19 protein-coding genes are annotated in these 23,574 nt (G+C 71.9%); 11 read left to right on the forward strand and 8 right to left on the reverse strand.

Annotation, left to right across the window (positions count from 1 at the left end; all coding sequences use genetic code 11):
• Window positions 1-16 precede the first annotated feature (16 nt).
• Window positions 17-943, reverse strand: a complete 927-nt coding sequence (locus ACZ561_RS13835; RefSeq protein ID WP_470993751.1) for a ketopantoate reductase family protein — start codon at window positions 941-943, stop codon at window positions 17-19.
• Window positions 940-1,491, reverse strand: a complete 552-nt coding sequence (locus ACZ561_RS13840) for a winged helix-turn-helix transcriptional regulator (protein ID WP_470993755.1) — start codon at window positions 1,489-1,491, stop codon at window positions 940-942. Before ACZ561_RS13840 ends, ACZ561_RS13835 begins: the two co-directional genes overlap by 4 nt.
• Window positions 1,492-1,558: 67 nt before the next feature.
• Between ACZ561_RS13840 and ACZ561_RS13845 the strand changes: the two genes are divergently transcribed.
• From ACZ561_RS13845 to ACZ561_RS13860, 4 genes are all read left to right on the forward strand, one after another.
• The gene (locus ACZ561_RS13845; RefSeq protein WP_470993758.1) at window positions 1,559-2,806 is read left to right on the forward strand and encodes an ROK family protein; all 1,248 of its coding nucleotides are present in this window, start codon (window positions 1,559-1,561) and stop codon (window positions 2,804-2,806) included.
• Between the two features lie 138 nt (window positions 2,807-2,944).
• Window positions 2,945-4,411, forward strand: a complete 1,467-nt coding sequence (locus ACZ561_RS13850; RefSeq protein WP_470993761.1) for an ABC transporter permease — start codon at window positions 2,945-2,947, stop codon at window positions 4,409-4,411.
• A 42-nt stretch (window positions 4,412-4,453) separates the two neighbouring features.
• A complete protein-coding gene (locus ACZ561_RS13855) occupies window positions 4,454-5,152 on the forward strand; it encodes an ABC transporter ATP-binding protein (protein WP_470993764.1) in 699 nt (232 codons plus the stop codon).
• Between the two features lie 113 nt (window positions 5,153-5,265).
• On the forward strand, window positions 5,266-5,988 hold the full coding sequence (locus tag ACZ561_RS13860; protein ID WP_470993767.1) for a CDP-alcohol phosphatidyltransferase family protein: 723 nt from the start codon (window positions 5,266-5,268) through the stop codon (window positions 5,986-5,988).
• On the opposite strand, the gene ACZ561_RS13865 is transcribed toward ACZ561_RS13860, so the two are convergent.
• On the reverse strand, window positions 5,969-6,451 hold the full coding sequence (locus ACZ561_RS13865; protein ID WP_383555765.1) for an FAD synthase family protein: 483 nt from the start codon (window positions 6,449-6,451) through the stop codon (window positions 5,969-5,971). The genes ACZ561_RS13860 and ACZ561_RS13865 overlap by 20 nt on opposite strands.
• 195 nt (window positions 6,452-6,646) lie before the next feature.
• On the opposite strand from ACZ561_RS13865, the gene ACZ561_RS13870 reads away from it, so the two are divergent.
• From ACZ561_RS13870 to ACZ561_RS13880, 3 genes are read left to right on the forward strand one after another with little or no spacing between them, the layout of a single operon-like run.
• A complete protein-coding gene (locus ACZ561_RS13870) occupies window positions 6,647-7,852 on the forward strand; it encodes a glycosyltransferase family 4 protein (RefSeq protein ID WP_470994441.1) in 1,206 nt (401 codons plus the stop codon).
• A complete protein-coding gene (locus ACZ561_RS13875) occupies window positions 7,849-9,579 on the forward strand; it encodes a lipopolysaccharide biosynthesis protein (protein WP_470993769.1) in 1,731 nt (576 codons plus the stop codon). Before ACZ561_RS13870 ends, ACZ561_RS13875 begins: the two co-directional genes overlap by 4 nt.
• Window positions 9,576-10,817, forward strand: a complete 1,242-nt coding sequence (locus ACZ561_RS13880) for an MATE family efflux transporter (protein ID WP_470993772.1) — start codon at window positions 9,576-9,578, stop codon at window positions 10,815-10,817. The genes ACZ561_RS13875 and ACZ561_RS13880 overlap by 4 nt, the downstream gene beginning before the upstream one ends.
• Here ACZ561_RS13880 and ACZ561_RS13885 read toward each other — a convergent pair.
• Window positions 10,790-12,295 (reverse strand): hypothetical protein, encoded by a 1,506-nt coding sequence (locus ACZ561_RS13885; protein WP_470993775.1) that lies wholly within the window; start codon window positions 12,293-12,295, stop codon window positions 10,790-10,792. The genes ACZ561_RS13880 and ACZ561_RS13885 overlap by 28 nt on opposite strands.
• 160 nt (window positions 12,296-12,455) lie before the next feature.
• On the opposite strand from ACZ561_RS13885, the gene ACZ561_RS13890 reads away from it, so the two are divergent.
• Window positions 12,456-12,992, forward strand: coding sequence for a WcaF family extracellular polysaccharide biosynthesis acetyltransferase (locus ACZ561_RS13890; RefSeq protein WP_329113513.1), 537 nt, complete (start codon window positions 12,456-12,458; stop codon window positions 12,990-12,992).
• Window positions 12,993-12,997: 5 nt separating this feature from the next.
• A complete protein-coding gene (locus ACZ561_RS13895; RefSeq protein ID WP_470994442.1) occupies window positions 12,998-14,131 on the forward strand; it encodes a glycosyltransferase in 1,134 nt (377 codons plus the stop codon).
• Here the strand turns inward: ACZ561_RS13895 and ACZ561_RS13900 are convergent.
• The 3 genes from ACZ561_RS13900 to gmd all read right to left on the reverse strand — a co-directional run bounded on the left by ACZ561_RS13900 (window position 14,110) and on the right by gmd (window position 18,804).
• Complete coding sequence (locus tag ACZ561_RS13900; RefSeq protein ID WP_470993778.1) at window positions 14,110-14,790, reverse strand: RAD23 family protein; 681 nt, start codon at window positions 14,788-14,790, stop codon at window positions 14,110-14,112. The genes ACZ561_RS13895 and ACZ561_RS13900 overlap by 22 nt on opposite strands.
• An 81-nt stretch (window positions 14,791-14,871) precedes the next feature.
• Window positions 14,872-17,592, reverse strand: a complete 2,721-nt coding sequence (locus ACZ561_RS13905; RefSeq protein ID WP_470993781.1) for a CBM96 family carbohydrate-binding protein — start codon at window positions 17,590-17,592, stop codon at window positions 14,872-14,874.
• 198 nt (window positions 17,593-17,790) lie between these two features.
• Entirely contained in the window at window positions 17,791-18,804 is a 1,014-nt protein-coding gene (gene gmd, locus ACZ561_RS13910; RefSeq protein ID WP_470993783.1) for a GDP-mannose 4,6-dehydratase, read from the reverse strand.
• 125 nt (window positions 18,805-18,929) lie between these two features.
• Between gmd and ACZ561_RS13915 the strand changes: the two genes are divergently transcribed.
• Complete coding sequence (locus tag ACZ561_RS13915; RefSeq protein ID WP_470993786.1) at window positions 18,930-19,895, forward strand: GDP-L-fucose synthase family protein; 966 nt, start codon at window positions 18,930-18,932, stop codon at window positions 19,893-19,895.
• A gap of 18 nt (window positions 19,896-19,913) precedes the next feature.
• Here the strand turns inward: ACZ561_RS13915 and ACZ561_RS13920 are convergent, their stop codons facing one another.
• Entirely contained in the window at window positions 19,914-21,392 is a 1,479-nt protein-coding gene (locus tag ACZ561_RS13920; protein ID WP_470993789.1) for a sugar transferase, read from the reverse strand.
• 616 nt (window positions 21,393-22,008) lie between these two features.
• Between ACZ561_RS13920 and ACZ561_RS13925 the strand changes: the two genes are divergently transcribed.
• Complete coding sequence (locus ACZ561_RS13925; protein WP_470993792.1) at window positions 22,009-23,538, forward strand: glycoside hydrolase family 71 protein; 1,530 nt, start codon at window positions 22,009-22,011, stop codon at window positions 23,536-23,538.
• Window positions 23,539-23,574: the final 36 nt, after the last annotated feature.

Genomic DNA, 23,574 nt, shown 5'->3' on the forward strand with positions numbered 1-23,574 from the left:
GGGATCGGAGAGGGGATCAGAGGGCGGCCGCGACCCGTTCCTGGTGGACGCGCAGGTGCAGCGTCGCCAGGTCGAGGAGGGGAGTGGGAACCGACAGGGCCCTGGCCCTGGCCACCAGATCCCCGAAGAGGTGCTCGACCTCCGTCGGGCGCCCGGCCACCAGATCGCGGTAGAGGGACGGCACCATCGAGGACCCGGGCGCGGTCACGAAGCCCAGCGTCGCGGCCCGTTCGGACTCCGGTACGGAATGGCCCGCCGCGGCCGAGACGGCGGCCGCCTCCGCCAGGACCGCCGGGCCCAGTTCGGCGCCGCCCGGGACGGCGTTGACCTCACCGACGGTTCCGCGCATCAGACTCGTCACCGCGCCGAAGGTGGTGATGAAGACCCACTTGTGCCACATGGAGGCCATCACGTCCTCGGGCACCAGGGCGTCGATGCCCGCCTCGCTCAGCACCGCCCGGATCTTCTCCACGCGCGGGGAGGGGGACCCGTCCTGCTCACCGATCGTCAGATGGGCGATCGGCGCGAGGCGGACGATGTCGCCTTCGTCGCCGAGGGTGGTGACCACCTTGGCGACACCGCCGAGGACCGGTGCGGTGCCGAAGCGTGCGTTGAGGGTCTCGATGTGGGCGAGCCCGTTGAGCAGCGGCACGATCGCCGTCTCGGGGCCCACGGCCGGGGCGATGTCCTCGATCGCCTGCTCCAGGGCGGTGGACTTCACCGAGAGGAGGACGAGGTCGTACGGGGTGGTCAGCTCGTCGGCCGTGAGGAGCCGGGGCTCCACGGACCATTCGTCCTCCCGGCCGATGATGCGCAGCCCGCGCTCGCGGAGCACGGCGGCGCGGCGCGGACGGACCAGGAAGGTGACGTCCTGTCCGGAGCGGGCCAGCAGGGCTCCGAAGTAGCCTCCGGTGGCTCCGGCGCCGACGACCAGGATCTTCATGAGTGCGAACCTCTCTTGGGGCGTTGGGTGAGCAGCGGGCTGAGCAGACGGTGCGGGCGGGCGAGGGCCGCCGTCACCGGGTCGTCGTCCTCGGACGCGGGCGCGAGCCCGGGGCCGGGGGTCACAAGGGTGTCGCGGGCCTCGACCGGCGCTCCGCAGCCCGTACAGCGGCCGTCCGCCGCGAGGGGGGCGTCGTCGTCGGCGTGGCGGAAGACGCGGCGTGGGCCGCCGTCCGATGCGTAGAACTCGTCGCCCCAGGAGGTGAGCGCGCGCACGGCGGGCCAGAGCGCCACGCCCTTGGGCGTCAGGCCGTAGACCTCGCGGCGCCCGGTGTCCGGCAGGCGCTCGAGGACGCCGGCTTCGGTGAGGGTGGTGAGCCGGTCGGTGAGGACGCCGCGGGGGAGGCGCAGATGGGCGGCGAACTCCCCGAAGCGGCGGACCCCGTAGAAGGCGTCGCGCAGGACCAGCAGGGTCCAGCGCTCTCCGATGATCTCCATCGAACGGGCGAGGGCGCAGGTCTGACCGCTGTAGTCGCGCGGAAGTGGCATGACCCGGACAGTAGCGTAAAGAGTTCGGTGGTTGAACTGTTTTCGTCGGGGTTAGGCTCGGCCCACGATGAAGAAGACTCCGGGGACCGGGGACACGCACCCGGCCGAACCCAAGGCCGACAAGGCGAGCGTGCGACGGCACAACCTCAGCCTCGTCCTGCGGACCGTGCACGAGGCGGGCGAGACGACCCGCGCGGCGGTCGCCGCGCGCGTGGGGCTGACCCGCGCCGCCGTCTCCTCCCTGGTCGAGCACCTCCTCGACCAGGGGTTCCTGATGGAGTCGGGCAAGACGTTCAGCGGGCAGGCAGGGAGGCCGGGCACCGTACTGAAGGCGGCCGACACGGGCCCGGCCGGGCTCGGCGTCGAGATCAACGTCGACTACGTGTCCGTGTGCGTCGTCGACCTGGCGGGCGCCGACCGGCTCCGGATCACCGAGCCCCTCGACAACCGCGCGGCCGGCGCGACCGAGGTCCTGGGGCGTGCAGCCCGGATCACGGCGCGGGTCCTCGCACAGGCGGCGGAACGCGAACTCCACCCGACGGGCGTACGGCTGGCCCTGCCCGGCCTCGTCTCGTCCGGGACCGTCCACCAGGCCCCGAACCTCGGCTGGAACCGCGTCGACGCCGACCGGATCTTCGCCGCCGCCCTGACCGCCCTGCGCCCCGGCCGCCCGGAACTGCGGGTCGCCTCGGACAACGAGGCGAACGTCGCGGCGCTCGCGGAGCTGTGGTTCGGCGCGCTGGGCGACGTACGGAGCTTCGTCCACCTCACCGGCGAGATCGGCGTCGGCGGTGCGATCGTCGTCAACGGAGAGCTGCTGCGCGGCGCGCACGGCTTCGCCGGCGAGATCGGCCACATGGCCGTCGACGCGGAGGGCCCGCTGTGCCGCTGCGGCTCGCGCGGCTGCCTGGAGCAGTACGCCGGCCAGTCGGCGCTCCTGCGGGCCTCGGGGCTCGCGGACGAGGGGGAGACCGGCGCCTCGGGTGTCGAGGAGTTGGCGCGTCGCGCGGAGGCGGGCGAGCCGCGCGCGGTGGCCGCCGTCGAGGAGGCCGGCCGGACGCTCGGACTCGCGCTCTCCGGCGCGGTGAACCTGCTCGACCCCGAAGTCGTCGTCCTCGGCGGGATCTACCCCCGCCTGATGCCCCGACTCGGGCCCGCCGTCGACGCCGAACTCGCCCGCCGCGTCGTCTCCGGCCTCTGGACCCCCACCGCCGGCCGCCTCCGTCCGGCCTCCGCCTCGACGGACGCGGCGCGCGGCGCGGCCGCCGTGGTCATCCGCGAAGTCCTGGCGGACCCCTTGGCGTACGGCCGCTGACCGGCCCCGCGGACGAACGGCGCCCCGGGCGCGCGTCCGATGGTCGCCCGGGGGCGCCCTGAGCGGCGCCCCCGACTCTCATCCCGCTCTCACGCAGGCCTTATCCGGCCATCACCACGCGCACCTAGCTTCGCGCCCATGTTCTTCACCTACCTCCGGCGCGAGCTGCGCCGTCGCAGAAAGGCGGCGCTCGTCGTCGCCTCCGGGCTCGCGCTCGGGATCGCGCTCGTCATCGTCGTCAACTCCGTGGCCTCCGGGATGAAGCAGGCACAGACCCAGGTTCTCGAGTCCCTCTACGGCCTCGGCACCGACCTGACCGTCACCAAGGCCCGTGAGCAGCCCACGGAGGGCGGGCAGGCGCAGCGGCCGCGGTTCGAGTTCGACGCCGGGGAGGACGGCGAGGAGCAGAGCAGCGACCGGCTGATGGTCCAGGGGTTCCAGACCCTGCCCGCCTCCACCGTCGCCACCGTCGCGAAGCAGAACGGCGTCGCCGACGCCGTCGGCGGACTCAGCCTCACCAACCTGAAGATCGACGGTCAGTTCAGGCGCGGCGAGGTCAGGCAGGACACCCGCCAGGCCCGGCCCGGCGGTACGGGCGGCGGCAGCGGTGGCGGAGGCACCGTCGAGGGCGGTGGCGCCGCCTTCGACGTCAACTCCTTCACCCTCTACGGCACCGACGTCACCGCCCCCGACCTCGGCCCGCTCACGACCTCCACCATCTCCAAGGGCCGTACCTTCAAGGCCTCCGAGACCGATGCCAAGGTCGTCGTCGTCGACAGCGCCTACGCCAAGCAGGAGGGCCTCGACGTCGGCAAGACCCTCACGGTCAAGGCGGTGAAGTTCGAGATCGTCGGCATCGCCACCGCCGACAGCGGACAGTCCGCCGCCCAGGTCTATCTGCCGCTGAAGCAGGCGCAGACCCTGTCGGACTCCAAGGACAAGATCACCACCGTCTATGTGAAGGCGACCGACTCGACGAAGATCGACGCCGTCAAGTCCGCCATCCAGAAGAACGTCACCGGCACCACCGTCACCACCTCCGCCGATCTCGCCGAGACCGTCTCCGGATCCCTCGACACCGCCGCCAACCTCGCCACCAACGTGGGCAAGTGGCTCTCGTACGCCGTTCTCGTCGCCGCCGTCCTCGTGGCCGGTCTGCTCACCTCCTCCGCCGTCAGCCGCCGGGTGCGCGAGTTCGGAACGCTCAAGGCGCTCGGCTGGAAGAGCGGCCGGGTCACCCGTCAGGTCATGGGCGAGGCGCTCGTCAACGGCCTCATCGGCGGCGCGCTCGGCATCGCCGTGGGCCTCGGCGGTGCCTACCTCGTGACCGCCATCAGCCCCACCCTCACCGCCGAACTCGGCGCCGGCGCACTGAACAGCGGCGGCCCCGGCGGCGGCCGCATGATGGGCGGCCCCGGCATGACCGCGGCCCGCGAAGGCGCCGCCGGCAACACCCTCGACATCGCCCTCACCGCCCCCGTGAGTGTCACCACCGTCGGTCTCGCCGTGGTCCTCGCCCTCGGCGGCGGGCTCATCGCCGGTGGCTTCGGCGCCTGGCGCGCCTCGCGACTGCGCCCGGCGGACGCCCTGCGCCGCGTCGAGTAGCCGGAAGCCCGAACCCCCTTCACGTATCGCAGGAGTTGCACCATGTACGAACTCGCAGGCGTCACCAAGCAGTACCGCAGAGGCCAGGAGAGGGTCGACGCGCTCGCCGGGATCGACCTCACCATCAGCGAGGGCGACCGGCTCGTCATCCAGGGCCCCACCGGCGGCGGCAAGTCCACGCTGCTCCAGATGCTGGGCGGCCTGGACCGCCCCACGGCGGGCAGCGTGATGCTCGACGGAGTCGACCTGGCGAAGCTGCCCGAGAGCCGACTGACCCGCGTACGCAGTCAGAACATCGGCTTCGTCTTCCAGTCCTTCAACCTCATCCCCACGCTCACCGCGCAGGAGAACGTGGAGACCGCGCTCGTCCCGATGGGCCTCAAGGCGTCCCAGCGGCGCGGGATGGCCGCCGAGGCCCTGGAGTCCGTCGGTCTCGGCGAACGTCTCGGCCACCTTCCGTCCGAGCTCTCCGGAGGCCAGCAGCAGCGTGTCGCGATCGCCCGGGCCCTGGTGAAGCGGCCCAAGGTGCTCCTCGCCGACGAGCCGACCGGCAACCTCGACGAGTCGATGCGCGACGAGATCGTGGAGCTGCTCGAAGGCCTCTGGAAGGAGCACGGACTGACCTTCGTCATGGTCACCCACGACAGCGCCATCGCCCGCCGCGCCCCGCGCCTGGCGACCATCCGCAAGGGCCGGATCACCCTCAGGGAGAACCGCCACGCGGAGGCCGTGGAGGCGTGACGGTTCGAGCCACCCGACCCCTCGCCCCCTCCCGGGTCCTGCGATGATGTGCGCCATCATCACGTACGGATGTACGGGTATCGACCGTACGCAACAACGACCCGGGGGGGTTCGTGGGAACGATCGGGACCGCGCTGACCGAACTGAGATCCGCGCAGAAGTCCGCGAAGGGGGTCTCGCTCTACTCGCGGTTCGTCAACCGACCCGTGGGGCGCTACCTCGCGGCCGGCTCGTACGCCGCCGGACTGACACCCAATCAAGTCACCTTGATCAGCGCGGGATTCAGCTTCGCGGCCGTCGCGGGGGTCGCCCTCTCCACGCCGTCCTGGACGCTCGGCCTGCTGATCTGGCTCGGTCTCGCCGTCGGCTTCGCCTTCGACTCCGCCGACGGACAGCTCGCCCGCCTGCGGGGCGGCGGCAGCCCGGCGGGGGAGTGGCTCGACCACGTGGTGGACTGCGCGAAGATCACCGCCCTGCACCTCGCCGTGCTGATCGCCTTCTACCGGCACCCCGAGCACTTCGGCACGACCGCCGACGGCTGGCTCCTCGTCCCGCTCGGATTCCAGCTCGCCGCGGTCGTCACCTTCTTCGGCGGACTCCTGACCGAGAAGCTCAAGCCGCGACCGGCCCCCGGCACACCAGCGCCCCAGCCCTCCACGCTGCGGGCCGTGGCGCTGCTCCCCGTCGACCACGGGGTCTTCTGCCTGGTCTTCCTGCTGCTCGGCGGCGGGTCCGCGTTCCGCTGGACCTACACCGCGCTCGGCATCGCGAGCGCGGTGTTCCTCCTCGCCTTCCTCGCCAAGTGGTTCCGCGAGCTCAGCGCAGCCCCTCGCTGACCCCGCCCACTCCCGTGCCCGGCTCGGCCTCCTGCGTCAGGAGGTCGAGCGCACGGCGGAGCTGGGTACTGGAGGTGTGCATCGTGTACGGGAAGTAGACGATCTCCACCCCGACGCCGGCGAAGTCCCGTTCCAGCCGGTCTCCCTTGGGCGTTCCGCGCCAGTCGTCGCCCTTGAACAGCACGTCGAACCGGACCTGTTTCCACGTCTCCAGCTTGTCCGGCACGGTCTCCACGAAGGCGGCGTCGACATACTTCACGTTGCGCACGATCTCGAGACGCTCGACCAGCGGGATCATCGGGCGCCGTCCCTTGGCGAGCTCGGCCATCTCGTCCGAGACCACGCCGGCCACCAGATAGTCGCACTGACTACGGGCGTGCCGAAGGATGTTGAGATGGCCTATGTGAAAGAGGTCGTAGGCGCCCGGCGCGTAGCCGACCCGGTACGGCCGTCCATCGGTCATGTATGAAACCCCCCAGGTGCGTTCGCGCTCCCCAGCGCGAAGGAGTTCCGACGATAGCGTGCACGTTCCGTTGAGAGTGGGTGAACGACTAGGGTGAGGGCCGGTTCACGTACGGGGGAGAGGGACGTTCGCGTGGGGGAAGTGGCAGCGGGGAACAACGGCGGGGGTACGCCGGTCATACGTCGGCGCCTGCTGATGGTGTCCACCAACTACGCGCCGGAACACGCCGGAATAGGTCCCTACGCCACTCAGATAGCCGAGCACTGGGCGGCGCGCGGCCACGAGACCCACGTCCTCGCCGGGATGCCGCACTACCCCGCCTGGTCGCTCGACCCGGCCTACGCGGGCGCCTGGCGGCGCACCGAACAGCGCGCCGGAGTCGTCGTGCACCGCAGACGCCATACCGTCCCGCCTCGCCAGACCGCACTGAAGCGGGCCGCGTTCGAGGCGACCGTGCTGGCCCACGGACTGCTCGCACCGCCCTCGATGGCCCGGCCGGACGCCGTTCTCGCCCAGATGCCCAGCCTCGCCGGCGGCATCATCGGCGCCCGCCTCGCGGCCCGTTGGCGGATTCCGTACGTGCCCGTCGTCCAGGACCTGATGGGCGCCGCCGCCGCGCAGAGCGGCATCCGCGGCGGCGACCGGGCCGCCGCGCTGGCCGCCCGGGCCGAGACGTACGCCCTGCGCAGAGCCGCGCTCGTGGGCGTCATCCACGAGACCTTCGTGGACAAGGTCGCCGCCATGGGAGTCGACCGCGGACGCATCCGGCTCGTCCCCAACTGGTCGCACGTGCCGAGCCCTTCGGCGCCCCGCGCCGAGACCCGACGGCGGCTCGGCTGGGCCGAGGGCGAGACCGTCGTCCTGCACTCCGGGAACATGGGCCTCAAGCAGGGACTCGAGGTGCTCGTCGAGGCGGCCAGGCGCGACCCGAAGATCCGGATCGTGCTCCTCGGCGACGGGAACCAGCGTGCCCACCTGGCGGAGTTGGGCGCCGGCATACCCAACCTGGACTTCATGGCACCCGTCGGCGACGACGAGTTCCCCGACACCCTCGCCGCGGCGGACGTCCTCGCCGTCACCCAGCGGGCCTCCGTCCTCGACATGAGCGTCCCGTCCAAGCTGACCTCGTACTTCGCGGCCGGACGCCCCGTCGTGGCCTCCGTGGCCGCCGAGGGCGGCACCGCACTCGAAGTACTGCGTTCCGGCGCCGGCGTACTCGTACCGCCCGAGGACCCCGACGCGCTCCTCGCCGAGATCCGTAGACTCGGCGACGATCCGTCGGCCGCGGACGCGCTCGGCGCCCAGGGGCCTCGCCACGTCGAGGCCCATCTGACCCGGGCGGCCGGACTGGCCCGGATCGACGCACTGATCGACGAGGCTCTGGGGGGTCCGAGCACGTGAGCCACACGCACGTCACCGCGGTCGAGGACGATGAACCGGAACTGCTGCGCGACCAGTTCCGCCAACTCCTGCGCTACCGCGCCATCATCGGGGCGGGCATCGGGATCGGCCTCCTCGGCGGTGTCTGGTTCGGCCTCTCCAACGCCGACACCTACGTCGCCACCAGCCAGGTCGTCCTCCGCGCACCGGTCAACGACCCGTTCAACCCCAGCGTCTCGCAGGACAAGACACTCAACATGGGGTCCGAGCGGCAGACCGCGCTCAGCAGCAGCGTCGCCGAGCAGGCCGCCAAGAAGCTCGGCTGGACCGGCACCCTCGGGAAGCTCCAGAAGGACCTCCAGGTCACCAACCCGCCGCAGAGCCAGGTCCTCCAGTTCACCTACACCGCCGACTCGCCCCAGGCCGCAGCCGACCGGGCCAACGCGGTCACCCAGGCCTATCTCGAGCTGCGCAAGAAGCAGTGGACGGACCTGCGGGCCACCATGCTGGCGGGCCAGCAGAAGCAGCTCGACGAGGTCGCCAAGAAGCACGACCAGAAGACCAAGGAAGTCGACCGGATGTCCGACGGGGCGGCCCGGGACAACGAGTACGCGGTCAAGACCAACCTGCTCAACCGGATCAACGAGCTCGACGCGCGGATCAGCCAGCTCAAGTCCCTCGACATGTCGGCCGGCACCGTGATCCGTACCGCCACCGCCCCCGGCTTCTCCGACGGGCCCGGGCTCACCATGAGCCTCGGCCTCGGCGCCCTCGTCGGCGTGGCGCTCGGCCTGCTCGCCGCCTGGGTCCGGCTCGTCTTCGACCCCGCGCCCCGGTCCCCCGGCGACGTCGCCCGCGCCGTCCGCGCCCCCGTCCTCGGGACCCTGCCGCGCGGGGCCACCGACGTCCTGCTCGCCGACGACCACACGGACGCCCGAGTCGCCGAGGAGTACCGCTCCGTCGCCTTCCGGCTCGCCTACGACCAGCGCTTCGCCGACCGCCGACGGCTCCTCGTCGTCGCCCCACGCGGCTCCAACGACGCCGCCGTGGCGGTCGCCTCGCACCTCGCCGCCTCCTTCGCGGAGACCGGCAAGGACGTCCTCCTCATCGAGGCCGACCTGCGCACCCCCACGCTCGCCGGACGCCTGCGCGCCCACGCGGCGGCCGCGCCCCGGTGGAGCCATGCGGCGGAGAGCGACGAGAACGGCTGGCCCGGACGGCGCCAACTCTCCGTCGACGCGGGCGAGTCCGGCTCGTTCGGCCTGGTGCCGGGCGAGCGGGTACGGAACGTGGCCCGGGCGCTCACCGCCCCCACGGTCACCCGGCTGATCGCCGAGGCCGACTCGCCGAACTCGACCGTCGTCGTCCTCGCCCCGCCCGTCCTCAACTACGCGGACGCGCTCGCCCTCGTCGACCGTGTCGACGGCGTCCTCATCGTCTGTGACCCGCGCGGCGTCCACCGCACGGACCTCCAGCGCATCCGCGAACTCATCGCGGGCGCCGGCGGTACGGTCCTCGGCGCCGTGGTGCACGCCCCGAGCGGGCGACGCCGCGCCGCCAAGCAGGCGGGCGACCGGCGAGGCGGAGGCGGGCGGAACCGGCGGCCGGCGCCCGCGCCCACGGCCGGCGAGGAGTTCACCGCCGAGCCCGAGCAGGTGATCCCGGGCGACGGCTCCGACACCGTCACCCTGCGCTCGCTGCGCGCCGAGGACCTCCGGACCGGTGACATCCGCGCGGGCGACCGTTGAGACGAGCCGTCACCGTCGCCGCCTCGGTCCTGGACCAGGCGGCGTCCAGCCTCACCAACATCGCCGTCCTGGTGATCGCGGCGCGGGCGTCCACCGCGGACGGCTTCGCCGCCTTCTCGATGGTCTACATCGTCTTCACCGTGCTCCTCGGCCTGGGCGCGGCGTACGTCGGACAGAGCGTCGTCCTGGAGAAGGGCGAGGAGCACCAGGTCGGTGCCGCCGCCCGGTCCGCCGTCACGTTCACGGCCGCCGCCTCCGCGACCGCCGCGCTCCCGCTGCTCGCCGCCGGTGCCGTCGTCGGCGGCACCACCGGCACCGCGCTGCTCGCCCTGGGCGCCGTCCTGCCGGTCGTCCTCGTCCAGGACGGGCTGCGGTACGCCTTCTCCGCGCTGCGGCAGCCGCACCGTGCCCTCGCCGCCGACACCCTCCGGCTCGCCTGCGCCGTACCCGCGTTGCTGCTTCAGCCGCACGGATCCTCACCGGCCCGCCTCGTCCTCGTCTGGGGCCTGTCGGCGCTGCCCGCCACCCTTCTCGGACTCGCCCTGCTCCGGCCCTTCGTACGGAACCGGCCCGGCGATCCGCGCCGCTATCTGCGCAAGGACCACCTCGGCCGGCGCTTCGTCGTCGAGTTCGCCGTCGGCAACGGCTCCAGCCAGATCGCCGTCCTCGGCCTCGGACTCCTCGCGAGCCCCCTCGCCGTCGGCGCGCTGCGCGGTGCCTCGACCCTCTTCGGGCCGCTCAACACGCTCTTCACCTCGGTCAACGCCTTCGGCCCGCCGCTGCTCGGCAGGGCGGGCTCCCGCCGCGCCACCGTGCGCGCCGCCGTCGGACTCGCCGCCGTCCTCGCGCTCGTCGCGCTCGGCTGGGCGGCCGCCCTGTACGCGCTCCCGGAGCGCATGGGACGGATGCTCCTGGGCGACACCTGGCAGTCCGCGGCGGAGCTCCTGCCCGCCACCGGCAGCCAGTACGCCGTGATGGCGGCGGGCACCTGCGCCCTGGTGACCCTGCGGGTCCTCAGCCCGCGCGCCACGCTCTCCGTCCAGGTCGTCTTCTCGCTGCTCTCGGTCGCCCTGATGCTCGGCGGATACGTCCTCGGCGGTGCGATCGGCGCGGCCTGGGGCCTGGCCGTCGGCTCCGCGCTGAAGGCCCTCGCCGCCTGGACCCGGGTGGCGCGCACCCGCCCCGAACCCGTCCCGGAACAGCGGGACGGTCAGCGCAGCGCGGCGCCCTTGTCCTGACGCCAGGTGGTCACCAGGGCGATGCAGATCAGCGCGATCGCCACCCGGCCCGAGGCCTGGAGCAGCGGGCCGCGCAGCAGGATGAAGGAGTACCCCGCCACGAGCGGCACCACCAGGGAGATCAGACTGCCCGGAGGCGCCCTGCGGGTGCCTCTCCGGGCGAACCGCCCGTCCACGCGCGCGGCGGCGTACCCCATCCCCATCATCCCGGCGCCCATGCCCACGGCCCCGAAGTCGATCCAGAGCTCGGCCCAGACGGGGGAGGAGAGATTGGTGTTCACCGTCCCCATCCACTGGCCGACCATCACGCCCGTGTCGCGCGGCTTGCCCGGCCACACCGAACGGGGCACCGCGAAGAGCACTGACCCGGCCAGCTGACGGCCATAGCGGTGCCGGCTGCCCGAGTTCACCAGCGTGATGGTGTTGGCGAACATCCCGACCTGGTCGTAGTCCTTGAGCGCCAGCGGCTCCAGGACCGACGTCGTCTCCACGGGGCGGTAGTTCTTCTCGTCGTACCGGAAGCGGTCCGAGAACGGGAAGACGATCAGCGCCATCACCACCCCGAGGCTCAACGCCGACCGGTACATCGCCGCGCTCACCGGGAAGACGGTGAACAGCAGCGAGAACATCACCGTGAGGAACCAGTACCGGGGGTTCGAGATCGGGTTGTTCACCACGCAGTTGAGCACCACCAGGGCCAGGAAGACGGCGATCACCATGGGGCGGCGCCTGGCCCGACGCGAGGTGACCAGCCAACGGCAGTACACGAGGAGCGCGAAGAGCGCGGGGACCGTGCCGAAGCCGCGCAGGAACGCCTGCCCGGCCTGCGAGTCGGCCTGCGAGACGCCCGCCTCCTCGATCCCGGCGATGATCTCCTGGCGGCTGGAGAAGAACACCGCGGGCCCGCCGAGCTTGACGACGAACAGCCCGCTGCACAGGAACGCGAGCAGCACCAGCAGGTACAGCCTCCGCCGGTGCACCAGCGCCGGACGCTCCTCGCCGCGACCCGAACCCCCGGGCCGGCCGCGGGCCAGCAGCGACCCCAGGTCGAACGCGGCGCAGCCGACCAGGACCAGGGCCACCGCCGTCGTCAGATCGGAGCGCGGGCCCACCACCGGCGTCGGCACCCGGCCGAGCACGGCCTGCGCGAGCGGGGCCACGCCCATCGCCATGTAGACGAAGAGCCAGAACGAGCCCTGGAGCAGCTTGCGGCGACGAGTGAGGATCATCGCCGAGAGCCGGGCCCCGGCGTACATGGTCAGCGCGATCTGCAGGTAGTACGCGGCGTCGTGCACCCCCGCGCCCGGCTGGATCGCCACCAGCAGCGGCAGGAACACCGTGAAGCCCAGCACCAGCGGGATCGACAGGGCCCGCGAGAGCAGCGTGCGCGGGGAGACCGGAGGGGCGAGGAGCAGGGGCGCGGGCGCCGTCGGCCCAGGGCGCGGCTCCGCCGCCGTATCACGTACATCGGTGCTCATGCCGCCCCCTGGAATCCCCGGACTTCCGGCCCCCCGGCACATCAATGCGCCACCCCGGAACGTCACTTCGCGGCAGTCTACCGACGCCCCCCTGTCACCTCGTGTCAACCGTTAGTCTGAACGCCTCGGCGCCTGGGGAGGCGCTGTTGGGGGTGGACTCATGCGGAATCTCCCGGCCTTCACGCTGGCCGGATACGACAAGGGCCGCGGCAAGCTCGTGCAGGCCCTCTGGTTCGCGGTGATGAACACGGTCTTCATGGCCTGGTTCTGCCCGGCCAGGCTGCGGGTCGCATTGCTGCGGGCCTTCGGCGCGACCATAGGCGACGGTGTGCTCATACGGCACCGGGTCAGGATCCTGTGGCCGTGGAAGCTGACCGTCGGCGACCACACATGGATCGGCGAGGGCGCCTGGCTGCTGAACCTGGAGCCCGTCACGCTCGGCGCGCACGTCTGTGTCTCCCAGGAGGCGCTGCTGTGCACCGGAAGCCATGACCACCGGGCCGCCGACTTCCGCTACCGCAACGCCCCGATCACCGTCGAGGACGGCGCCTGGGTCGCGACCCGAGCCACCGTCCTCGCCGGGGTCACCGTCGGCCGCCACGCGGTCGTCGCGGCCGGTACGACCCTGCACAAGGACCTGCCCGAGCTCACGCTGCACACGGCCGACGGCCGCCGTCCGGTCCCGGTGCCCGCGTGAGCGGCCTGCGCGTCCTGCACGCGGTCACCCTGCACAGTCCCACCCACGCCTTCGGCGGCCCGGTCAGAGTGGCGGTCAACCTCTGCCGCGGACTGACCGAACGCGGCCATCAGGCACGCCTGGTGGCCCTCGGCGACGGCTTCGGCGAGCGGCTTCCGACCGAAGTCGACGGAGTGCCCGCCCTGCTCTACCGGGCCCGATCGATCCTCCCGCTGGGCTTCAGCGGCATCACCTCGCCCGCGCTGCTCGCCGGGGCGGGGAAGTTGGTCAGGGACGCCGACGTGGTCCATGTCCACCTCGCCCGCGACCTGGTGACCCTGCCCGTGGCGCTGGCCGCGCTGAGGGCCGGCCGGCCGCTCGTGCTCCAGACGCACGGCATGGTCGATCCGAGCGAGAAGATCCTGGCCAGGATCCTGGACGCGGTGGCGGTCCGGCGCGTGCTGCGCGGCGCCTCCGCCGTCCTCCATCTGACGGGCCGTGAGCGCAGGGATCTCGACGCCGTCGTCGGAGGTCCGCTCGACCGGGCGGTGCGACTGGTCAACGGCGTACCCGCCCAGGAGCCGCGCCCGGCACCCGCCGGCCCGCCCCGCATCCTGTACGCGGCCCGGTTGCAGTCCCGCAAGCGCCCCACGGACTTCGTCGCGGCGGTCCCGGAGATCCTGCGCCACCATCCCGACGCCACGTTCGTCCTCGCGGGGCCCGACGAGGGGGAGCGGGCGGCCGTCGACGCGCTCGTCGCCGAGCTGGGAGTCGGCGACCGGGTGGACCGGCCGGGACCGCTGTCGGCCGAGCGGATGCTGGAGGAGCTGCGCAGGGCGCACGTCTACGTCCTGCCCTCGGTCGACGAGCCGTTCCCGATGTCCGTCCTGGAGGCGCTGTCGGTCGGTACACCGGCCGTCGTCACGGACTCCAACGGCCTCGCCCGCGACATCGAGGAGGCCGGGGCGGGACGCGTGGTCACGGACCCCGCGGGCATCGCCCCGGCCGTCACCGCGCTGCTGGACCGCCACGCGAACGACAGCGCCTCCGTGGCGGCCCGGAAGCTGGCCACGGAGGCGTTCTCGATGGAGGCCGTCCTCGACACCCTGCTCGGGGTGTACGAGTCCGTCCGTGTGGATCAGGCCGGCAGCCAGGCGTAGCAGGAAGAGGAGACGAACTCCGCCGTCCCCGCGGGGACGGCGGCCTTCACCGGGCCCTTCGCGCCGAGCGCCGGACCCGAGGCGAGCACCTTCCCGTCCTTGCCCAGGGCCCGCCAAGTGCACGACGGGTCGGTGGTCAGCGCACGGTAGGTGCCGGCCTTCGGCTGCGTCGCCGTGCCGTCGGGGAACCCGGTCCTCGCCGTCGCGAGCAGCGGCTTCTGCGCCGGGCACAGATGGTTCACGGCGGCCTCGGCGTCCGGGATGTCCCCGGCGACCAGGGCGCCCACCGCCGCGTCCTTGTCGCGCTTGGCGGTGCGCTCCAGACGCTGACAGGACTCCTGGCCGGTCTGGAGCACGGCGGCCGGATCCGTGTTCTTGGGCACCCGCCCGCTCAGGTACTCCTTCTGTTCCGTGGTGAACGAGCCCGTGACGGGCTTGAGTTCGGCATCCGGAACGACCGGCCCCTTGGTCGGGGACGGGGTGGGGCCGGTGGGCTCCACCTCGGCCTGCCGGTCGGGCACGGTCGCCGAGCGTGTGGGCGTGGCGGCCTTCGCCGCGCCGTCGGAGCCGTCACCGCCCGAGGAGCAGGCGGTGAGGGCGAGCAGTGCGGTCAGCAGGGCCGCCGCAGCTGCCGGGCCCCGGTGAAGAGGACGACGCATGGGGGAACTCCCGTGGTACGTCGGATGCGGGGCCCGGTGGACCGGGCCCCGCATCCTGGGATGGACGGTTCAGCGCACCGGCTACGGGGCGCCGAAGGTCAGCACCAGCTGCGGAGTGCCCTCCGCGGCCGCCGCCTCGGACGACCAGAGCCACAGCGGGTCGGTCCCGGTGCTGGTCAGCGCGACGCTGTACGAGCCGCCGAGCGCCGCCGAGATCGCCGGGGTGTCCAGCGCCGCCGAGTAGACGGCCGAGCCGTCCGTGGCACCGCTGAGCGTCCCGATCGGAGTGCCGGCGAGCGCCGGGCGGTTGGTGTACGTCAGGGCGGCCTCGGTCCAGGCACCCGTGACCGGCACGACGGACTGGCTGTCCGCCGAACCCGCGCCCGCCATCGTGGTGGTCTTCACCGCGAGCCGGGCGCTCTTGAGGACGGTGCCCGCCGGAGCGGCCGGCAGCGTGAACCGCAGGTACGACTCGTACGCCGCCGTACCGCGCACGGCCATGGAGCTGGACGTGCCGTAATTGGTGCCGGGGGCCCCGGCGTTGGCGTACGTGTCCTCCGACGCGGTGACCGAGGTGACCGTGTCGGCCGGGGCGGAGGCCAGGCTGTGGTGCTTGGCGACCTGCGCCGCGGTGAGCGCCGTCGGGTAGACCGCCGCCTCGTCGAGCTGGCCGGCGAAGAAGGTGCTCGTCGGACGCAGCGGCCAGCCGGAGAGGTTGTCCGCGCCGACGTGCCAGTAGCCCGGGTACTGCTGGTTGGTGGTGACGTTGTTGGACGCCAGCAGCTTGCCGTCGACGTACAGCTTCATGCCGTCCGGCCCCTGCGTGCCCACCGCGTGGTGCCAGGCACCGTTGTTGTACGAGCCCAGTGTCGTCAGCGTCCGTGCCGTCCCGGTGTAGACGCCGAACACCACGTTGCCGGTGTTCGTCATGTAGAGGTGCTTGTCGTAGCTACCGCTGTTCCGCGTCGTGTTGTTGCCGAAGCCGATCAGCTTGCCACCACGGTTCGTGGTCGTCTTGAACCACGTCTCGACGGTGAACGAGCCGGTCACCTCCTGACGCCGGTCGCTGTGGATCTGCTCGTCCGTGCCGTTGAGCGCGACCGCGGTGGACGCGCCGCTGACCGCGGCCGGGGTCTGGCGCAGGACGGGCGCGTTGACGTACAGGCCGCTGTTGTTCCCGTTGGAGGAGTCGGCGGCGTACGGCGTGGTGGACTCGTCGAAGCGCCAGTAGAGACCGGCGCCGTCGGCGATCACCTGGGAGGCGTACGGCTCCGGTGAGGTCGGGACCGTCACCGTCGATGTCGCGGACAGGGCGCTGGTGTTGCCGTCCGCGTCATCGGCCGTCACCCGGTAGGTGTAGGTCTGGCCCGGGGTCACGGTGGTGTCCTTGAACGAGACCTGGGGGCGGGACCAGTGCAGCGAGTCGCCCTGGACGGTCGCGATCGGGGTCGCGGCGCCGTTGCGGTAGACCTTGTACGTCAGCGTCGAGTCGTCCAGGTCGAGGCTGGAGCGCCAGCGGATCTGGACCGCGTTCGGGGTCACCGCGGCGGCGCTCACCACCGGGACGGTCGGCGCGCCGGTGTCGGGGCCGGAGGCGAAGCGGGTGAGACCCTGCGCCGGGGCACCGTTGGTGGTGGTGAACTCTCCGCCCACCCAGAGGTACTTGGTCGTCCCGGTGCCCGAGATGGTGAAGGCGCGCGGTCCGATGCCCTCGCCGAGGCCGTCGTTGGTGTCCGGGAACCAGCCGAGCTTGCCCGTCGACGTCGTCGGCTGGGCGAGCAGGTGGTAGCGGCGCCCGTCCGGGAACTCGCCGACGCTGGAGCAGTCGTGGGCGTGCGAGGCGCTGTAGAGCACACCCTGGTAGGAGCGGACCGCCTGGGTGGCGCCGAGGCAGGTGTCGCGCCACCGCTGCTCGAAGTCGGAGAGGTTCAGGGCGATGCGGCCGTCGAAGACGCCGCCGCCCGTGCCCTCGTTGCCGGTGTAGAAGCCCGTCGCGTCCGTCTCGATGTCCTTGACGACGGAGTTCTGTGGGATCCAGCCGTTGGGGTACGCCTTGGTCACCACGCCGGTCGTGGAGTTGACCACGGCGAGCGCGTGCGAGTTGGCCCCGTTGACGGTGAAGAAGTCGCCGCCGAGCAGGACGTGCTGTCCGTCCGGGGTGACCTCGATGGCCCGGCCCGGCTCGTCGGCGTTCGCGGTGAACGGCAGCAGGGCGCCGGCGGTGGTGACGGCGGCGAACCGCTGCCGGGTCTGCCCCTCCACGGTGCCGAAGTCGCCGGCCGCGTAGACGGTGGTGTCGGTGACGGCGAGGGCCCGCACGGTGGCGGGGAAGCTCGGGGTGAAGGCCGCCTTCGGTGTGCAGGTGGCGATGTCGATCGCGGCGAGGCTGGAGACCGGGGTGCCGTTGACGGCACCGAAGTAACCACCCGCGTACAGCGTCTGCTTGTCCGGCGAGACCACCAGGGTCCGCACGGTCGCGGTGCCGCTGCCGACGGTGAATGAGAGAGTGCAGTCGGTGGGCGCGCCCGTCGCCGCGTCCAGCGCCGCGAAGTTGACGGCCCCCTTCGGAGTGCCGGTGCCGCCTTCGGGCGGGCGCACCTGGGAGAAGGTGCCGCCCACGAAGACGGTGTCGTTCGCCTCGGCGAGTGCCCAGACGATGCCGTTGGTCTGCCAGGTCGGCAGATCGTCCGCGGTGAAGGCCACCGGCGGCGTCAGGGCCGCGGCCGTCGGGGCCAGAGAGCCTCCGGCTCCGGCCGCGACGGTCAGGACGAGGGCAGCGGTGAGCCCCCAGGATCTACGCATGTTCCCCCCAGGCGTGATAGCCCAGTCATTGTGGCGAGAAGTGGTGCAACTGCCATCTGATGAATGCGAACTGTACGACGAAGTGGCAAGCGGATGAGTCAATTTGGCCAATCCGCTACCTTGCGTACCTCCGCACATCGCGTGAAACGGCCGCCCCGGCTGTCGCTCCGGAGCGGCCGTGTCAAAGAAAGGTGCAGGTCAGCGGTCGATGCGAACCGTCGCGCCGGCCAACTGGTCCTCGACGAGACGGACATCGGCATCGACCATGATCCGGGCCAACTCGTCCACCTGAACCGAGGGCTTCCAGCCAAGCAGCTCCTGCGCCTTGCTCGCGTCGCCGATCAGGGCGTCCACCTCGCTGGGGCGCTCGTACTTGGGGTCGTAGCGGACGTGCTCCGCCCAGTCGAGCCCCGCATGGGAGAAGGACGTCTCCACGAACTGCCGTACGGTCGCCGGGACTCCGGTCGCCACCACGTAGTCGGTCGGCTCGTCGCGCTGAAGCATCCGCCACATCGCGTCGACGTACTCGGGGGCGTACCCCCAGTCGCGTACGGCATCGAGGTTGCCCAGATAGAGCCGGTCCTGCAACCCGGCCTTGATGCGGGCCACGGCGCGCGTCACCTTGCGCGTCACGAAGGTCTCGCCCCGCCGCGGCGACTCGTGGTTGAACAGGATCCCGTTCACCGCGAACATGTCGTAGGCCTCACGGTAGTTGACCGTGGTCCAGTACGCGAACACCTTGGCGGCACCGTACGGGCTGCGCGGGTGGAACGGCGTCTGCTCGTTCTGCGGCGGCGGTGTGGCGCCGAACATCTCGGAGGAGGACGCCTGGTAGATCCGGGTGTCGACCCCGCTCGCCCGGATGGCCTCCAGGAGCCGCAGGGCGCCCAGGCCCGTCACGTCGCCCGTGTACAGCGGTGCGTCGAAGGAGACCCGCACATGGGACTGCGCGCCGAGGTTGTAGACCTCGTCGGGGCGGATGTCACGGAGCAGGTTCACCAGCGCCACCCCGTCCGAGAGGTCGGCGTGGTGCAGCACGAACGAGCGGTTCGCCTGCTGCGGGTCCTGGTACACGTGGTCGATGCGCTCGGTGTTGAAGCTGGACGAGCGACGGACGAGGCCGTGCACCGTGTAGCCCTTGGACAGCAGCAGTTCGGCCAGGTACGAGCCGTCCTGCCCGGTGACTCCGGTGATGAGTGCGGTCTTGCTCATGCGTGGTGCCCCTCCCGAACGGACCGGCCCCCAGCCGGTCCGTAACTTGCGGATATGATGTGATCCGAGGCTTGAATCCGGATCTGCTGTACTGCGGTCCCTGTCGGCCTGGCATGATCCGGGCCATGACTGAATCGACGACCGCCCCGACGGAAGCCCCGTCGTATCTGCCCGAGCGGGCCCGGATATTCGTCGCGGGCCACCGCGGCCTCGTCGGCTCCGCGATCGCCCGCAGGCTGACCGCGGACGGGCACGAAGTGATCACCCGGACCCGCGCCGAGCTGGATCTGCGCGACGCGGCCCGGACCGCGGCCTTCCTCGCCGAGACCCGCCCCGACGCCGTCGTGCTCGCCGCCGCGAAGGTGGGCGGCATCATGGCGAACAGCACCTACCCCGTGCAGTTCCTGGAGGAGAACCTCCAGATCCAGCTCGCGGTCGTCGCAGGCGCGCACGCCGCCGGGGTCGAGCGGCTGCTCTTCCTCGGCTCGTCCTGCATCTACCCGAGGCTCGCGCCCCAGCCGATCCCCGAGGACGCGCTCCTCACCGGCCCGCTCGAGCCCACCAACGAGGCCTACGCACTGGCCAAGATCGCCGGCATCGTGCAGGTCCAGTCGTACCGGAAGCAGTACGGAGCCGCCTACGTCTCCGCGATGCCCACGAACCTCTACGGGCCCGGCGACAACTTCGACCTGGAGACCTCGCACGTCCTGCCGGCGCTGATCCGCCGCTTCCACGAGGCCCGTGAGGAGGGCCGCGAGGAGATCGTGCTCTGGGGCTCCGGGACCCCGCGCCGGGAGTTCCTGCACGTCGACGACCTGGCGGCCGCCTGCGCCGTGGTGCTGCGCAGCTACGACGGCGACGAGCCGGTCAACATCGGCTGCGGCGAGGACCTCACCATCCGCGAACTCGCCGAGACCGTCGCCGAGGTGACGGGGTACGAGGGCCGTATCGCCTGGGACACGAGCAAGCCCGACGGCACACCGCGCAAGCTCCTCGACGTGTCCCGGCTGACCGGACTCGGCTGGAAGCCGGCCGTCGCACTGCCCGACGGCATCGCCGCCACGTACACCTGGTGGCGGGAACAGAACTGACGTCATGCGGCCGGCCCGTCAGTACGCTCCGCGACCGTCGACGACGGCGCGGAACGTACGGGCCATGACATCGACATCGCTGGTGAACGACCAGTTGTCCACGTAGTGGAGATCCAGCTCCACCGTCTCGTCCCACGACAGGTCCGAACGGCCGCTGATCTGCCACAGTCCGGTCATCCCGGGCCGCACCGCGAGCCGGCGCACCTCCACGTCCCCGTACCGCGCCACCTCGTCCGGCAGCGGCGGACGAGGTCCGACCAGGGACATCGAACCGAGGAACACATTGATCAGCTGGGGCAGTTCGTCGAGCGAGGTGCGACGCAGCAGTCTGCCCACCCGGGTCACCCGGGGGTCGCGCCGCATCTTGAACATCAGTCCGTCGTGCTCGTTGGCCTGCGACAGCTCCGCCTTGCGGGCATCGGCGTCGAGATACATGGTGCGGAACTTCCACATCACGAACGGCGTCCGTCCCTGACCGACCCGCACCTGCTTGTAGAACACCGGCCCGGGCGAGGTGAGCCGCACCGCGGCGCCGATCGCGAGGAAGAACGGCGACAGGGCGAGCAGCCCGAGGGCCGCTCCGGCGCGGTCCATGACGGACTTCAGAACCTGCTGCACACCGCTGCGCACCGGCGGCGCGACCCGGAGCAGCGCCATTCCGGCCGCCGACGTGGTCTCCAGCCGCTTCACGGCGAACTCCACCAGGCCGGGTGCCAGGGCGAGTTCGGTACCGGCGTCGTGCAGCCCCCAGGAGAGCCGCCGCAGCCGTTCGCCCGCCATCAGGGGGCCGGCCGCGACGAGGACGACATCGGCCTCCAGCTCGCGGGCGGCGGCCAGGACATGAGTGGTGTCCCCGTCCGCGGCCTCCGGCATCGGGACGCCGAGCCGGGTCGCCACGGGGGCGCCCGTGCGGACCGGGCCGTCCCCGATCGCCACGACGCCGACCACCACGTACGGGTGCTCGGTGCGTCCGGCGAGGTGCTCCGCGACATCACCGGCCGCCGTGGGTTCGCCCAGGACGAGCACCCGGGTGACCACCTGCGCCTCGCGGCGGGCGGCGACCAGGTGATGCCAGGTCAGTTTCGAGCAGGTCAGGGTGAGTACGGGTGCGGGGATCAGCGCCGCGAGACAGAGCAGCGCCGGATGGTGCAGATCGGCGGCCGCGCGCAGCACCGCGAGCACCCCGAGGAGGATCAACCAGTCGTGCAGTACGGGCAGACTGCCCCGCGACTCGCCGAGTTCCCGCCGCGCGTACCGCCTTCGGAGCGCACGGACCGCGACCCAGCACAGGGCGGCGACCAGGGCACTGAGGTAGGCGTACGGCTGGCGCTCGACGCCCATGATCAACGCCGTGGGCAGCCCCACGCCGAGGATGTCGACCGTCAGCGCGACGGCCGGGTACCAGCGCGCCTTGGCGCGCGGGTGCGGAGGTGTCGCCACGGAACCGGCCTCGGTCCCGGCGGAGTTGTCGGTCTCAGTTGTGCGGGCATGCCACATGTACCCCCCAGGCACGTTTAGACGTGCGTCACCCCGCCCTTCGACCCCCTGATCGATGAACAAGTGTCGCAACGCCCGGAACAGTACGACAAAGACGCGCACGTCCGCTGCTGTTCACACGAACGACCTCAGAAGGTGACGGCTCATTCATCCCGTGACATCGGGGCCGGTGTGGACACGGCCGCTCGCATGATACGGCTGTGCGACGGGAGTTGACGCACGTGAGGCCATGCGGCGCACGGGCGGGAACGCGTCGGAGGTCGCGGAAGGGGCACGAGGCAACGGCGGGGGAGGAGGCCCCGGTTGTGTCCGAAACCACACCGCCGGGAAGCCCCCCGGGAGGGCGCGAAATGCGTCCGGTGTCGATTGCCGGTCCGTCGATCATCCCTCTCGAACACGAGCAATCCGACGCGGTGCGGCGCGAGATGCGGAACGAGTCGATGACGCCCCGAGTCGCCGGTCACTCCGGCCGACCACGCCGGAAGCGGTACGCGACGGACTCGCGCGGCCCGTTCGGCACGCACCCGACGGTGGTTGTTCCGCCGCCCGCGATCGGTTGTACTACAGCCAGCCCGCAGGCCCGCGGCAGCAGCTCCGACCGACCCTAAGGACGCCCATGGCGGACAAGCCCTCAGTCCGGACCCATCGGGCGCCGGGCCGCCGACGGCTGCTCCCGGGACTCGCCCTGGGCGTTCTGCTCCTCGGCGTCTGGGCCGGCATCGGAACGGCCGGAGTGCTCCGCGACGACGCCCCCGCCGAGCCGGCCTCGGCGCCCCCGGCGGCGTACAGCACCGCCCTCCCCTTCGACCTGCCGCCGCCCCGCGAACTGCGCCGCTCGGGCAAGCTCGTCTTCGCCCACTACTTCACCCCGTACCCGCTCTCCTTGGACAACGAGCCCGCGGACCGCGACTACTACAGCCGCAACTACCTGACCCCGGGCGGCGAGAAGGGCAAGCACCGGGCGTACGGAGGGCTGCTGCGCGACCGCCCGCTGCCCACCGCACCCGAGAGCGGGAACTGGGAACTGGCCCATCTGCGCCAGGAGATCCGTACCGCACGCGATGCCGGGCTCGACGGCTTCACCCTCGACCTGCTCTCCGAGAGCGGACGCAACCGAGACCGCGCCGAGCTGCTCTTGCGGGCCGCCCGCGAGGAGGACCCCGGCTTCCGGATCCAGCTCATGCCCGACATGACCTCGCTGAGCACCACCCCCGCCTCCCTCGCCGACACGCTCGCCCGGCTGGCCCGCCACCCCTCGGCGCACCGCCTGCCCGACGGCCGGCTCGTCGTCTCCCCCTTCAAGGCCGAGGAGAAGGACCCCGGTTGGTGGCGGTCGATGATGCGGGAGCTGGAGTCCCGGCACGGCATCCGCACCGCACTCGTCCCGCTCTTCCTGGACTTCACCCCGGAACACGAGCGGTACGCGGCCATCAGCCACGGCTTCTCCGAGTGGGGCGCCCGCAGCGCCAACCGGCAGGGCGGAGCGGGCGCCGCCGCCGACCGTGCGCGCCGGCTGGGCAAGATCTGGATGCAGCCGGTCTCCGTGCAGGACGCCCGCCCCAACCAGGGCGTGTACGACGAGGCGGGCAACACCGAGACGCTGCGCGCGAGTTGGGGAGCCGCCATCGACTCCGGCGCCGACTGGGTGCAGCTCACGACCTGGAACGACTACTCCGAGGGCACCCACTTCGCGCCCTCACTGCACAACGGCTACGCCTACCTGGACCTCACGTCCTACTACCTGACCCGCTTCAAGACCGGCGCCTGGCCGGAGATCGTCCGCGACACCCTCTATCTGACCTCTCGCGTCCAGTTCGTCGACGCCGCCCCCTCCACCGCACGCCAGCCCCGGCTGATAGAGCCCCGCAGGGGCACGGCAACGCCTCGGGACACCGTGGAGGTCCTCTCCTTCCTCACGGCATCCGCCCAGGTGCGCACGACGACCGGCACCACCGGCAGCACCTACCGGGCGCCCTCCGGCGTCCACGCCCGTCTCCTGCCCCTGCGCACCGGCCACAGCTCGGCGACCGCCGTGCGCGCAGGAAAGACCACGACGACGGTCACGACCCGCTACCCGGTACGCCGCCCGATCGACAAGCAGGACCTCCAGTACTACGCGGTCACGAGCGGCCGCAGCCAGCGTTGACACCTGGACGGCGGCACCCGCGTGGTTGTCGGTGGC

It is taken from the genome of Streptomyces sp. NPDC039609 (assembly GCF_055596705.1).

Coding starts and splice junctions, on each gene's coding strand:
- ACZ561_RS13835 (WP_470993751.1), bottom strand. CDS start 943: ATGAAGATCCTGGTCGTCGGCGCCGGAGCCACCGGAGGCTACTTCGGA.
- ACZ561_RS13840 (WP_470993755.1), bottom strand. CDS start 1,491: ATGCCACTTCCGCGCGACTACAGCGGTCAGACCTGCGCCCTCGCCCGT.
- ACZ561_RS13845 (WP_470993758.1), top strand. CDS start 1,559: ATGAAGAAGACTCCGGGGACCGGGGACACGCACCCGGCCGAACCCAAG.
- ACZ561_RS13850 (WP_470993761.1), top strand. CDS start 2,945: ATGTTCTTCACCTACCTCCGGCGCGAGCTGCGCCGTCGCAGAAAGGCG.
- ACZ561_RS13855 (WP_470993764.1), top strand. CDS start 4,454: ATGTACGAACTCGCAGGCGTCACCAAGCAGTACCGCAGAGGCCAGGAG.
- ACZ561_RS13865 (WP_383555765.1), bottom strand. CDS start 6,451: ATGACCGATGGACGGCCGTACCGGGTCGGCTACGCGCCGGGCGCCTAC.
- ACZ561_RS13870 (WP_470994441.1), top strand. CDS start 6,647: ATGGTGTCCACCAACTACGCGCCGGAACACGCCGGAATAGGTCCCTAC.
- ACZ561_RS13885 (WP_470993775.1), bottom strand. CDS start 12,295: ATGAGCACCGATGTACGTGATACGGCGGCGGAGCCGCGCCCTGGGCCG.
- ACZ561_RS13890 (WP_329113513.1), top strand. CDS start 12,456: ATGCGGAATCTCCCGGCCTTCACGCTGGCCGGATACGACAAGGGCCGC.
- ACZ561_RS13900 (WP_470993778.1), bottom strand. CDS start 14,790: ATGCGTCGTCCTCTTCACCGGGGCCCGGCAGCTGCGGCGGCCCTGCTG.
- ACZ561_RS13905 (WP_470993781.1), bottom strand. CDS start 17,592: ATGCGTAGATCCTGGGGGCTCACCGCTGCCCTCGTCCTGACCGTCGCG.
- gmd (WP_470993783.1), bottom strand. CDS start 18,804: ATGAGCAAGACCGCACTCATCACCGGAGTCACCGGGCAGGACGGCTCG.
- ACZ561_RS13915 (WP_470993786.1), top strand. CDS start 18,930: ATGACTGAATCGACGACCGCCCCGACGGAAGCCCCGTCGTATCTGCCC.
- ACZ561_RS13920 (WP_470993789.1), bottom strand. CDS start 21,392: ATGTGGCATGCCCGCACAACTGAGACCGACAACTCCGCCGGGACCGAG.
- ACZ561_RS13925 (WP_470993792.1), top strand. CDS start 22,009: ATGGCGGACAAGCCCTCAGTCCGGACCCATCGGGCGCCGGGCCGCCGA.